Below are 11,269 nucleotides of genomic sequence, written 5' to 3' on the forward strand. Positions count from 1 at the left end.
CTGTGAAATCAGCACGTCGACTTGACGAAGCTTGGCGACAATCTCTTCCGGTTTGTGTCTCTTCCCTGCCATCCTTCTGTCCTCCGGCCGGTGCGAAAACCATACTTCATGGAGGACCACTTTTCAGGGGGCAGACCAACAGGCGAGGCGCCAGCAGGCATCGATTACGCCGCCCAGCACTTCGGCGATTGAATGTCGATGAATCGCCGCTGATCGGGTTACATCACAATATTCACGGTCGGGAGTCGTCGGGCCGTGCCGGAGCGACCCACCAACAAGGAGTGATTGCATGGCTCGAATGGTCTCGGCTCGCCACAGAGTTCCATCGGTCTTATCGAAACGCGCCTGCTTTGCGGGCGTCGTCACGATCCTGACCATTGCCGGCCAGGCTGGCGCCACCGAAGCGCCTTACACATGCAGCGGCGGCGCGAAGCTGACCGCCCGATTTTCTCCGCCCGGCACGGAGATGGGGACAGTCGCGCTGATCTTTGCAACCGGGGAGACCATCACCCTGCCGCAAGTCATCTCCGCTGACGGTGGACGCTATGCCGGCAATGGCGTTGAATTCTGGATCAAGGGACGAAGCGCGACCCTGACCCGCAACGGCGTCAGCGAAACCTGTTCGACGAAATGACGCAGATCCTATCGGGAGATTGGCGTTCCAATGCATCCAGTGAGAATCCTTGGCCTATCGCTATTCGCGACGGCGGCCTGCCTTGCATCTTCCACGGCGAATGCCGCGTCCTTCGATTGCCGGAGCGCGACGCTGCCAGCTGAAAAGGAGATTTGCGCGGACGCCAATCTCAGCAGTCTCGATGAGCGGACCGCGGGAATGTATTTTATCATCATTGGCGGGGGCGCTCCGGCAGACATCGTCGGTCAGGTCAAGGATTCTCAGCGCGAATTTATGGCCCGCCGTAATGCTTGCGGCGCGAATGTCGACTGTCTCGTCGACGCCTATACGGCGCAAATGATGTTTCTCAAAAATGTGAAAAGCAATCTGGGCCTTTGACGCCAGCAGGCTGGCGAAAGGCCAGCAAAGCAACCGGCAGGTGGACGATGAACTGGATCGCCGACTAGCTGATCAGGTCTTTCACCCTGAGGAGAGCCGATTTTCGCGGACGCGATCCATAAGAACGCGCGAGCGCCGATCCCGCTCCGGGCGTGATGGTTTTTCGGGGGCGTTCGAAGAGAAGACTCTCGCGGAGGGCGGCGGGATGAAAGCAACAATTCCTCAAGCGACGCAGCTCTCGTCACTTTCCAAGCTTCGTCCCACGAGCTAAGTTCGGCCTATGTTCCGGACTCAAAATCTGTTTCCGAAAGGCCAGCGGCGTCTCGCCTTCCCCGCCTTGACCGGAGCGCATGCTTGAGCGCGGCGCACTCCAAGGAGAGTCAGATCGAGCCGGTTCCGGCCGACGATCGTGGGTTCGCCGGAGAGCGCGTGCGAAAGATCATCCATATCGACATGGACGCCTTTTTCGCCTCCGTCGAACAGCGCGATAATCCGGGCTTGCGCGGCAGGCCCGTTGCGGTTGGCTTTGGCCGCGAGCGCGGCGTGGTTGCCGCCGCCAGCTATGAGGCGCGCCTGTTTGGCGTTCGTTCAGCCATGCCGTCGGTGACCGCCTTGCGGAAATGCCCGGAGCTCATTTTCACGCCGCCACGTTTCGAGGTCTACAAAGTTGTCTCGATGCAGATCCGCGCTATCTTCGCCCGTTTCACGCCCTTGATTGAACCGCTGTCGCTGGATGAAGCCTATCTCGATGTCTCTGACCATTTGCAGGCGGGCGCGACAGCCACCGCAACCGCCGAGGCGATCCGGGCGCAAATCCGCGCCGAAACCGGCCTCACCGCCTCGGCCGGCGTGTCCTATAACAAGTTCCTCGCCAAGCTGGCTTCCGATCAGAACAAGCCCGACGGCCTGTTTGTGATCACGCCGAAACAGGGGCCATCCTTTGTGGAGCGTTTGCCCGTCGCCAAATTCCATGGCGTCGGTCCGGCGACAGCCAGGAAAATGCAAAGCCTCGGCATTGAGAATGGCGGCGATCTGAAATCCTGCGGGCTCGATTTCCTGCAGGAACATTTCGGCAAGGCGGCCAGCTATTATTTCGCCATCGCCCGGGGCGTCGACGACCGGCCGGTGCGCCCCGATCGGCAACGCAAGTCGATCGGCGCCGAAACGACCTTCCTGCAAGACCTCCATTCCTTTGACGACGCCGCCACGGCCCTGCCTGCGATCATCGACAAGGTCTGGCGCCACTGCGAGAAGACGCGGCTGCGCGGTCGCACCGTCACCCTGAAGGTGAAATTTTCCGACTTTCGGCAGATCACCCGCAGTCAAACCCTTGCCGCGCCAATCGCCGTCTGCGCCGATTTCGAGCGGCGCGCGCTGGCGCTGCTGGCCCCGATTTTTCCGACGCCCCGGGGCATACGCCTGCTTGGCCTCACCTTGTCAGGCTTCGATGCGCTATCCGAGCCGAGCGACGTCCAACTGAGTTTCAAACTGCTCGGACAAGGCGAGAATTAAATGCTTTTTCAATCCGCTCTCGGACGACTAGCTTGCATGCTGACCCGCGCCAGCGCATTTTGGCTTCCAATCAGCTTTCGGAGGCTTCGTGGCTCGACGGTCAGGCAGCGCTGATCTACCTCTTCATGGTGGCCGCGTTCCGGCATGGCTTAGCCAGCGCATGGCGCGGTTAGGTGCGGTGATCGTCGAGGCGATCGCACACCATTATGGCCGCGACGAATTATTGCGCCGTCTCGCCCATCCTTTCTGGTTCCAATCCTTCGGCGCCGTGATGGGAATGGACTGGCATTCATCGGGCGTCACCACGAGCGTGATCGGCGCGCTCAAGCGTGGACTGGCCCCCCTCTCGGGCGAACTCGGCATACATGTCTGCGGCGGGCGCGGCCGGCATTCCCGCCAGACTCCGCAGGAGTTGACGGCCATCGGCGAGCGGGTCGGATTCGACGGATCGGCGCTCGCCCAGACAAGCCGGCTCGTCGCCAAGGTGGACAGCGCTGCGGTCCAGGACGGATTCGATCTTTATCTGCACGGCTTCATTGTGACCGACGACGGCCACTGGGTCGTCGTCCAGCAGGGCATGAACGACAAAACCCGATTGGCGCGCCGCTATCATTGGCTTTCGGAAGGCCTGCAAAACTTCGTCGAGGCGCCTCACAGCGCGATCGACGGCGAAAACCAGGGCGTGATCGTCAATCTCACCGACCGGCGGGCGCAGGCCTCTCGTGCGCGCCAACTTGATCTGCTCCGCGAGCTCGGACCGGACGGAATCGTTCGCAAAATGGCTGCGGTCGAGGGGAAAAGGGAGCCCGAGCCCGCTCAGCCCTTGCTGCCTCACCTCATTATGCCAGACCATCACGAACTGCTTCCCAAGGACGTGATTCTTCGCAGGCTACACGGCGCGCTCGCTGCTGCGGCCGATCGCGGCCCGAAGGATTTTGGCGACTTGCTGCTGACGCACGGCGTCGGCGCCCGCACTGTCTTGTCCCTGGCCTTAGTGGCGGAGGTCGTCCACGGCGCCCCTTGCCGCTTCGCCGATCCCGCGCGCTTCTCGCTTGCTCATGGCGGAAAAGACCGGCATCCATTTCCCGTTCCTCTCAAGGTCTATGACCAGACCATCGAAGTTTTGAAGAGCGCGGTTGCGAGGGCCAAGCTCGGCAATGAAGACCGGCTTGACGCGCTCCGTCGGCTCGACGAACAGACAAGGCGCCTCGAACGGGAGGTCGCAGCAGGACCTTCGCTGCCGGAATTTGTGGCCGAGGAAAAGCGACGGTCGCACGAATATGCAGGCCGCAGCGTGTTCGGCTGGGAACCGGCCCCAGACGGCGACCTGCTCAGGCCGGCGGCCGGGCGCGATGGCGGCGAGCGCCGTTTTCGGCGCAATTCCACGCGCGAACATTCCCCCGTCATTGCGCCGCCCAATGGATGCGGCCCCGGCGGGCCCAAAGATATTTGAGCAATTCCAGGACGACAAGAACCGCCAGACCGACCCCCAATGTGAGCGAGAGATCGTCGGCATGGAGCGGTCCAAAGCGGAACAGGTCGCGCGCCGTCGGCCAAAGCAATGTGACGGCGAGCATGGCCGCCACGGCGGGAAGGGTGAACGCCAGCGTCCGGTTCGGGCGGAGGATCGCCTTAACCGGCGATGCGCTGGCGGATCGGTTCACGAAGATCAGGGCGACGAATGAGATCACCAGCGAGAAGAAGGCCAGCGCCCTGACTTCATCTTCCGGCATGCCGCGCCGGAGCGCCACGACATAGACCGTGGCGACAAGGCCGAAAGCGAACGCCCCCTGCAGAACGCCCCACAGGATCATGGCGCCGGAAAACAACGGCTCGCCAGGATCGCGGGGACGACGGCGCATCAGGTCGTCCTCCTCGACCTCCGCTTCGAAGACGAGCGAGCAGACGGGGTCGATGATCATTTCGAGGAAGGCGATATGCATCGGGCCCAGCAGGATCGGCATGCCGACCGCCAGCGGCAGCAAGGCCAGCCCGGCGATGGGGACATGCACCGCGAAGATGAAACTCATCGCCTTGCGCAGATTGTCGTAAATGCGCCGCCCGAGGCGGACCGTCGCCACGATCGAGCCGAAATCGTCATCGAGCAGAACGATGGCCGACGCCTCGCGCGCCACGTCGGTGCCGCGCCCGCCCATGGCGACGCCAATATCGGCGGCCTTGAGCGAGGGCGCGTCATTGACGCCGTCGCCGGTCATCGCGACGACCTCGCCATTGGCCTTCAGGGCCTTGACGAGGCGCAGCTTCTGATCCGGCATGATCCGCGCGAAGACGCAGCAGGTCCGCATGCGGACTGCGAGCGCCGCGTCGTCGAGCCGTTCAAGCTCCGCGCCGGCGGTCGTCTCCTGGCTATCGATGCCGGCCTGACGAGCGATGGCGCGGGCCGTCGCCGGATAATCGCCGGTGATCATCACGACGCGGATTCCGGCCGTCCGGCAAAGGGCGACCGCCTCGGGAACGCTTTTTCGCAAGGGATCGGCCAGCCCGGCCAGACCGAGGAATTCAAAAGCGAAATCCCGTTGCGAGTCCGGCAATTCCGCGCCGTCGAAGGTCGCGCGCGCGATTCCGAGTACGCGCAAGCCCGCCGCCGCCATGTCGTCAACCGCCGCCGCCAGAGTCGCCCGCTCCGCTGCGCCGAGACGGCAAAGCGCGGCAATGGCCTCCGGAGCGCCCTTCGCCGCGACGACATATGCCGCCCCGGCGTTGGCGGCCCGCCACACATGGGTGACGGCGAGAAGATCCGACCGCAGAGGATAGACCTTCGCCAACGGGCCATAGGCGCACCTCGCCCTGCCTTCCCGCAGCGCCAACGCGTGAAAGGCTTTTTCCATGGGATCGAATGGCTCGGCGGCGCTGGCCAGCACGCCGAAGGCGATCAGATCGTCGAAGCCCGAAGTCGAGGGCTGCGGCGCCGCGCCGATGACGCGCGTCTCGCCGGAGGGCCGCCGCAATTCCGCGATCGTCATGCGATTTTCGGTCAAGGTTCCCGTCTTGTCGGTGCAGAGCACCGTGGCGGAGCCAAGAGCCTCGATCGCCGTCGCGCGCCGCGTCAAGACGCGGACCTGCGAGATGCGCCAGGCGCCCATGGCCATGAAGACGGTCAGAACGACCGGAAATTCCTCCGGCAGCATTGACATGCCCACCGCGACGCCGGCCAGCAGGGCGTCGAGCCAGCTGCCGCGCAGTGTCGCATAAAGACCGACGACAAGAACGCTCACCGCGCCGCCGAAAATAGCGAAAACGCCCACCAGCTTGCGTGTTTGCCTTTGCAGGTGCGGGGCCGCCGTCTCCAGCTCTCCGAGAGACTTGCCAATCTTGCCGATTTCGCTCGCCGCGCCCGTGGCGGTCACCTCGCCAATTCCCGCGCCTCGGACGATCAGGGTTCCAGAAAATACGACAGGAAGATCGTCGCCGCCAGGGCGCAGCGCCGCCCCGAGCCTGCTTGCGTCGGCCGCCTTGCGCACTGGGGCCGATTCGCCTGTCAGCAGGGATTCATCCGCCTGGAGGTCCTGCGCCTCGATGAGACGCGCGTCGGCGGGAACGCGATCGCCCTCGGCAAGGACGATCAGGTCGCCGCGCACGACCTCCCTGCCCGCGATCCTCAGGCGCTCGCCGTCGCGGATCACCAGCGCACGCGGACTGGTCAGGTCGCGCAACGCCTCCAACACCCGCTCGGTCCGTGTTTCCTGAACGACAGTAATCACGACGGAGAGACAGGCGAAGACCAGCAGAACCAAGGCTTCCTTGACGTCGCCAAGCGCCAGATAGATCACGCCGCCGCCGATCAGGAGCGCCAGCATGGGCTCGCGCAACACTTCGAGAATGATGCGGAACGGCGTTCGCCTGTCGGCCTGCGGCAGTTCGTTAAAGCCCTCGGCCGCGAGACGCGCCGCCGCTTCCGACTTTGTGAGCCCGATCAAATGCGGTGGTGTATCGGATCCAGCCAACATCCCACTCGTCCTTCCAGATCGCGCTGAGCATTGCGCGCACGCTTAAAATTTACAGTCTCGCGAAACCGAGTAGCACGTTGACTTGCAAGCTGGACGACGATCCGCGCGACGGCGCCCTTTCAAAGGTCTAGGCAAATCGTACGATCGCTCACGAATTTCAGCGCCGCTGCGAATGATCCTCAGGCCGGGGCGGTCTATCCGCGATAGCGTAGAGTTTCGGAGCCCGATGGTCCTGCGAACGTCCCCATCGTCGAAGATGGAAATTTGGGAGCCAGGGCCCGGCCTTATCAACTTGAATGGATGCGCCTTTTCCTGAATAAGATCCGGCTTTCCAACACGGATTGCGCTGTGCTTTCGGACGGTGTGAGGAGGTCGGAGCATTGAACGGGCGCTGTCCAAGCTAACGCTGATTCTTGTTTCCTTGAAACAGCTTCCGCATACGACCCTCCATATATCCGATGCTCGCGATAACCACCATTGCGATGTAACAAGCAACCAATCCAACGGCAAAATACGCGACAACCTCGTGCATTTCATCGATACGGGTGGTTCCCCATAGCGTATGCGTGAGCAACATCAGGATCAGGGCGCCGAAAGGCAGCGCCGCCATAATCAAAAACGCAGACGCCAGAGTCCTGGGAAGCCTGTCAGCATTTTCAATTTGCCGCTTGATCCCGCGCACGCTGTATTCGGTGGACGGAAATCGGGCTGCGCGAGGCCTTACCAACGCCCAAAAAACACCTACGGCCAATAGGCCGGCAACCGCGTACCCGATAATGGCATGGGTGTGCTGAATTTCTTCGCCAGTGAAATATGCGACGATCAGCACAAGCAACAGGGCCGCGCCTATCAGCCGGATCAGCAAATCCCAGATCATATCGGGATGGATGGGCATCTCGGTTCTATTTTCGTTCATAGGCAATCCTCCTCGCAGCTGGATGCCAACAATAATCTCTTTCCATAAATATAGGATGACTTGCATCAACATTAATGGAGATATAGCCGCATATACGGATAAGGCTCACAAAAGCATGTTTATAATCTGATTGACGTGAGTTTTTATTTTTATACGCCAATTCAATTATTTAATTATAAATTTTCTACAAAATCCATTTTTGCGCTACCTATGCATCGCTATATCCGCCGCGACGATATTCATTTGCGGATACAGCCGCCGCGCCGCCCCAGCTGAAACTGCAGCGAATGCGCGTCGGCGGCGAGACGACCCACCGCCGAAAGCGCGCGCCAAGCGAGTGTGACGCGCCTAGGCGCGCTTTCGCCCGGTGACCATGGCGCGGACGAGATTTTCGCCATGTTCGATGCTGGCGAGAAGAACGCCCGCCACATGCAGGAACACCAGTCCGACCAGGGCATAGACGCCGGCTTCATGAACTTCCTTCAGGGCATGCGAGCCCCAGAACGCGTCCGTGGTCAGCAGCATGCCGGTGATCGACACGAAGGTGAGCAGCCCGAGCAGAGCAAGGATCATCGCGCCGCCAGCCGGATTGTGGCCGAGGTAGCGCCGCGCCTTGAGACGAAGGCTGTCGCGCAGGAAGGAGGCGACCTCGCCCGGCGGGCGGACGAAGGTGGCGAAGCGGGCGTTTTTGGGCCCGACAAAGCCCCAGACGATCCGCAAAATCACCAGAACGGCGATCGTATAACCCGCGCCGATATGCAGCCAGGCGATTTCGTCGCCGGTCAGAAAGGCGCAGACGAAGAGCGCGACAAGGCTCCAGTGGAACAGCCGCACAAAGGGGTCCCACACGGCGACCGTGGCCGGCGGCGTCGCGCCGCCGGCCTGTCCGGTCATGGCCGGAGCGGCCATCAATCGTCGTCCTTGTCCGCCTTGGCGGCCTTGCCGCTGGCGTCGCCGCCGGAGACGATCACGCCCGAAGTCGGATCGACGAATAGCTCAGCCTTCTTTCCGGCCTTGTCGAGCACATAGAATTCGCCGCAGGCCTTCTTGATCTCGCCGCTGCGGATCTCGTAGCCCTGCTCGGCCACCTTGGCCTTCAGGGCGTCCAGGGACAGGTAGTCCGCCGCCGGCTTCGCCGTGCAGGGCCGGCCGAGGCTGTCCGCCCGGGCCATGCCGGTCGCCCCGATGACTGCGGCGGCGCTCGCCAGAATAAGCCATTTACGCATCGTCTTTTCCTTTCCATTCGCGCCCGGCGCTCTCGCTCGGGCAATGTCGAGGGTTATGACGGAAAGCCGATGACGGCCGCCTGATGGTCCATGTCAGCCAATTGTCAGGTGACCCGCGGGGCGACCAGGGTGAAAATTCTTCGCCTTTTCGTTCCGGCCGCGTAGATTCACAGGATGCCCAACGCATGGTTCGCTTCAGGCGCGGGACGGGCGAACAGCGTCGGTGATCCATGTCAGCGATTTGTCAGGCGGGATGCGGGATAATCCGGCCTCGAACCTCGGAAAACATGATCCCATGTCACGGCTGCATTCCGCGCTCGTCGCGCTCTCTGTCCTGCTTTCCGCCGCGTCTCCCGCGCCGGCTGACGAGTCGCGCCGCGATCAGGACGAGGCGCGCGAGGCGGTCGAGCGCGGCGCCATCCGCCCGCTCGAAGAAATCCTGGCGAAATTACACGACCGCTTCCCCGGCGAAATCGTCAAAATCAAGCTTGAACGCGAACACGGGCTTTGGGTCTATGAGTTTCGGCTGCTGGACCCGCGCGGCCGCCTGCGCGAAATCACCGTCGACGCCGCGACGGGCGCCGTGACAGAGGCCGGAGACGATTGATGCGCGTTCTTCTCGTCGAAGACGATGACCGGATCGCGGTCGATGTCGAACGCGCCCTTGTCGCCGCCGGCTATCTCGTCGAACGCGCGAAAAACGGCGAGGACGCCTGGTTTCTCGGCGACACCGAAGATTATGTCGCCGTCGTGCTCGATCTTGGCCTGCCCGGCATGGACGGCCTCGCCGTGCTCAAGCGCTGGCGCGGGAGCGGACGCGCGACGCCGGTGCTCGTACTGACCGCGCGCGGTTCCTGGGCCGAAAAGGTCGAGGGGATCGACGCCGGCGCCGACGATTATCTCGCCAAGCCGTTCCAGATGGAGGAATTGCTGGCGCGGCTGCGCTCGGTCATCCGCCGCTCGGCCGGCCACGCCTCGTCCGTCGCCTCGGTCGGCGCGCTCGCGCTCGACGAACGCGCGATGAAGGTCAGTCTCGGCGGCGCGCCCGTCGATCTTTCGCCGCTCGAATATCGCCTCGTCGCCTATCTGATGCTGCGCCGGGGCCGGGTCGTGCCGCAGCAGGAGCTGATCGAGAATGTCTATGGCCAGGACGAGCAATCGTCCAACGCCATTGAAGTGCTGGTCGGGCGGGTGCGCCGCAAACTCGGCAGCGAGTGGATCGAGACGCGGCGCGGCTTTGGCTATCTGATGCCGGAGCATATCGCGTGATCCGCCGCTCCCTGCGCCTGCGGCTGGCGCTGGCCGGCGCGCTGGCCGTCTCGCTTGCGCTGGCCCTCGCCGGCTTCGGCCTGACGCTGCTTTTCGAGCGCCATGTCTACCGAACGCTCTCGGACGACCTCGACGTCGATCTGCGCCAGATCATCGGGGGCCTCGAAATTGCTCGGGGCGGCGAGATCGCCCTGGTCCGCCCGCCACCCGACGCGCGTTTCAACGAACCCTTGTCGGGCCTCTATTGGCAGGTCGACACGCGCTCCGGGCAATTGCGCTCGCGCTCGCTCTGGGATTCCACGCTGGCGCCGCCTTCCGACCTCTTGAGCGAAGGCCAGACGCATTATCATCAGATCGCCGGTCCCGGCGGGAAGCTGCTGCTGGTGGCCGAACGCCGGATTGAATTGGCGGCGCAGGGCCAGCGCCAGGCCGCGCGGGCCTTTGTCGCCAGCGACCTGACCCGGCTCCGGCGGGCGCGCGACGCCTTCATCGCCGATCTCATTCCGGGCCTCGTCCTGCTCGCCTTGTTTCTGGCCTTCGCGACCTGGCTGCAGCTCAGCCTCGGCCTGCGTCCGCTCAACCGCCTGCGGCGGGAGGTCGCCGACGCGATCGGCGGGCGCCGCCAGCGGCTGTCGCAGGACGCCCCGAGCGAGGTCCTGCCTCTGGTGCGCGAGGTCAACGCCCTGCTCGACACGCAGGAGAAGGAATTGCAGCGCGCGCGCGGCCGCGCCGCCGATCTCGCCCACGGGTTGAAAACGCCGCTGGCGGCTTTGGCGGGCGACGCCCGCAAGCTACGCGCCCGGGGCAGCCCGGATGTGGCGGATTCGCTTGACGAGATCGGCGAGGCCATGCGGCGCCATGTCGAGCGCGAATTGGCGCGCGCCCGCGTTCAGGCTGTGGCGACGCAGCGCGGGCGCCATGCGACGCCGCTGCGTGAGGTCGTAGAAGCTCTGATCCGCACCCTGAGCCGCACCGAGAACGGCGAAAACATTCGTTTTGAAGACGAAGTCGCTGAAACGGTTCTCGCGCCGTTCGAACGCCTCGATCTGACCGAACTGATCGGCAACCTGCTCGATAACGCCGCCCGGCACGCCAAGTCGCGCGTTCGGGTCTCAAGCGAGGGCGGCGCCCGCCTGACGGTTATGATTGAGGACGACGGCCCGGGGCTCGATCCGGCGCAGGAAGCCTTCGTCCGTCAACGCGGCGGGCGGCTGGACCAGGGCGGCGGCGCCGGACTCGGGCTCGCCATCACGCAAGACATTCTCGACGCCTACGGCTGGCGGATGGAGCTGGCGCGCTCGCCGCTCGGCGGCCTCGAAGTCCGGCTTGGCGAAGGCGTGGCGCAGGAGTTTTAGGCGCTGCCATA

At 63.6% G+C, this 11,269-nt stretch carries 11 protein-coding genes; 7 read left to right on the forward strand and 4 right to left on the reverse strand.

Annotated features, from left to right (window positions below):
* Positions 1-289: 289 nt before the first annotated feature.
* The 4 genes from QZ409_RS17065 to QZ409_RS17080 all read left to right on the forward strand — a co-directional run bounded on the left by QZ409_RS17065 (position 290) and on the right by QZ409_RS17080 (position 3,977).
* Positions 290-634 carry an MliC family protein gene (locus tag QZ409_RS17065; protein WP_296713688.1) on the forward strand — a complete coding sequence of 115 codons (345 nt, stop codon included), beginning with the start codon at positions 290-292 and terminating at the stop codon, positions 632-634.
* Positions 635-832: 198 nt separating this feature from the next.
* Positions 833-1,012 carry a hypothetical protein gene (locus QZ409_RS17070; RefSeq protein WP_296713690.1) on the forward strand — a complete coding sequence of 60 codons (180 nt, stop codon included), beginning with the start codon at positions 833-835 and terminating at the stop codon, positions 1,010-1,012.
* A gap of 384 nt (positions 1,013-1,396) precedes the next feature.
* Entirely contained in the window at positions 1,397-2,524 is a 1,128-nt protein-coding gene (gene dinB / locus QZ409_RS17075; RefSeq protein WP_296713728.1) for a DNA polymerase IV, read from the forward strand.
* A gap of 88 nt (positions 2,525-2,612) precedes the next feature.
* A complete protein-coding gene (locus tag QZ409_RS17080; RefSeq protein ID WP_296713692.1) occupies positions 2,613-3,977 on the forward strand; it encodes a DUF763 domain-containing protein in 1,365 nt (454 codons plus the stop codon).
* Here the strand turns inward: QZ409_RS17080 and QZ409_RS17085 are convergent.
* From QZ409_RS17085 to QZ409_RS17100, 4 genes are all read right to left on the reverse strand, one after another.
* Positions 3,928-6,492 carry a cation-translocating P-type ATPase gene (locus QZ409_RS17085; RefSeq protein WP_296713694.1) on the reverse strand — a complete coding sequence of 855 codons (2,565 nt, stop codon included), beginning with the start codon at positions 6,490-6,492 and terminating at the stop codon, positions 3,928-3,930. The genes QZ409_RS17080 and QZ409_RS17085 overlap by 50 nt on opposite strands.
* A gap of 400 nt (positions 6,493-6,892) precedes the next feature.
* Positions 6,893-7,408: a hypothetical protein gene (locus QZ409_RS17090; protein ID WP_296713696.1), complete on the reverse strand. Its 516-nt coding sequence runs from the start codon at positions 7,406-7,408 to the stop codon at positions 6,893-6,895.
* Positions 7,409-7,756: 348 nt separating this feature from the next.
* A complete protein-coding gene (locus QZ409_RS17095) occupies positions 7,757-8,317 on the reverse strand; it encodes a cytochrome b/b6 domain-containing protein (RefSeq protein ID WP_296713699.1) in 561 nt (186 codons plus the stop codon).
* The gene (locus QZ409_RS17100; RefSeq protein WP_296713700.1) at positions 8,317-8,634 is read right to left on the reverse strand and encodes a PepSY domain-containing protein; all 318 of its coding nucleotides are present in this window, start codon (positions 8,632-8,634) and stop codon (positions 8,317-8,319) included. The genes QZ409_RS17095 and QZ409_RS17100 overlap by 1 nt, the downstream gene beginning before the upstream one ends.
* Positions 8,635-8,929: 295 nt before the next feature.
* Here QZ409_RS17100 and QZ409_RS17105 point away from each other — a divergent pair, with 295 nt between their 5' ends.
* Genes QZ409_RS17105 through QZ409_RS17115 form a run of 3 tightly spaced genes read left to right on the forward strand, consistent with a single transcriptional unit; the run spans position 8,930 to position 11,258 of the window.
* Positions 8,930-9,241 carry a PepSY domain-containing protein gene (locus QZ409_RS17105; protein ID WP_296713704.1) on the forward strand — a complete coding sequence of 104 codons (312 nt, stop codon included), beginning with the start codon at positions 8,930-8,932 and terminating at the stop codon, positions 9,239-9,241.
* Positions 9,241-9,903 carry a response regulator transcription factor gene (locus QZ409_RS17110; protein WP_296713706.1) on the forward strand — a complete coding sequence of 221 codons (663 nt, stop codon included), beginning with the start codon at positions 9,241-9,243 and terminating at the stop codon, positions 9,901-9,903. The genes QZ409_RS17105 and QZ409_RS17110 overlap by 1 nt, the downstream gene beginning before the upstream one ends.
* The gene (locus tag QZ409_RS17115; protein WP_296713708.1) at positions 9,900-11,258 is read left to right on the forward strand and encodes an ATP-binding protein; all 1,359 of its coding nucleotides are present in this window, start codon (positions 9,900-9,902) and stop codon (positions 11,256-11,258) included. Before QZ409_RS17110 ends, QZ409_RS17115 begins: the two co-directional genes overlap by 4 nt.
* Positions 11,259-11,269 lie beyond the last annotated feature (11 nt).

Origin of the sequence: Rhodoblastus sp. (genome assembly GCF_019449565.1) — a bacterium.
Classification (GTDB): Bacteria; Pseudomonadota; Alphaproteobacteria; order Rhizobiales; family Beijerinckiaceae; genus Rhodoblastus.

What these genes read in the sequence shown, in the direction of transcription:
- QZ409_RS17070 (WP_296713690.1), top strand. Translation starts at nt 833, where the DNA reads ATGTATTTTATCATCATTGGCGGGGGCGCTCCGGCAGACATCGTCGGT.
- QZ409_RS17095 (WP_296713699.1), bottom strand. Translation starts at nt 8,317, where the DNA reads ATGGCCGCTCCGGCCATGACCGGACAGGCCGGCGGCGCGACGCCGCCG.
- QZ409_RS17090 (WP_296713696.1), bottom strand. Translation starts at nt 7,408, where the DNA reads ATGAACGAAAATAGAACCGAGATGCCCATCCATCCCGATATGATCTGG.
- QZ409_RS17100 (WP_296713700.1), bottom strand. Translation starts at nt 8,634, where the DNA reads ATGCGTAAATGGCTTATTCTGGCGAGCGCCGCCGCAGTCATCGGGGCG.
- QZ409_RS17110 (WP_296713706.1), top strand. Translation starts at nt 9,241, where the DNA reads ATGCGCGTTCTTCTCGTCGAAGACGATGACCGGATCGCGGTCGATGTC.
- QZ409_RS17105 (WP_296713704.1), top strand. Translation starts at nt 8,930, where the DNA reads ATGTCACGGCTGCATTCCGCGCTCGTCGCGCTCTCTGTCCTGCTTTCC.
- QZ409_RS17085 (WP_296713694.1), bottom strand. Translation starts at nt 6,492, where the DNA reads ATGTTGGCTGGATCCGATACACCACCGCATTTGATCGGGCTCACAAAG.
- QZ409_RS17065 (WP_296713688.1), top strand. Translation starts at nt 290, where the DNA reads ATGGCTCGAATGGTCTCGGCTCGCCACAGAGTTCCATCGGTCTTATCG.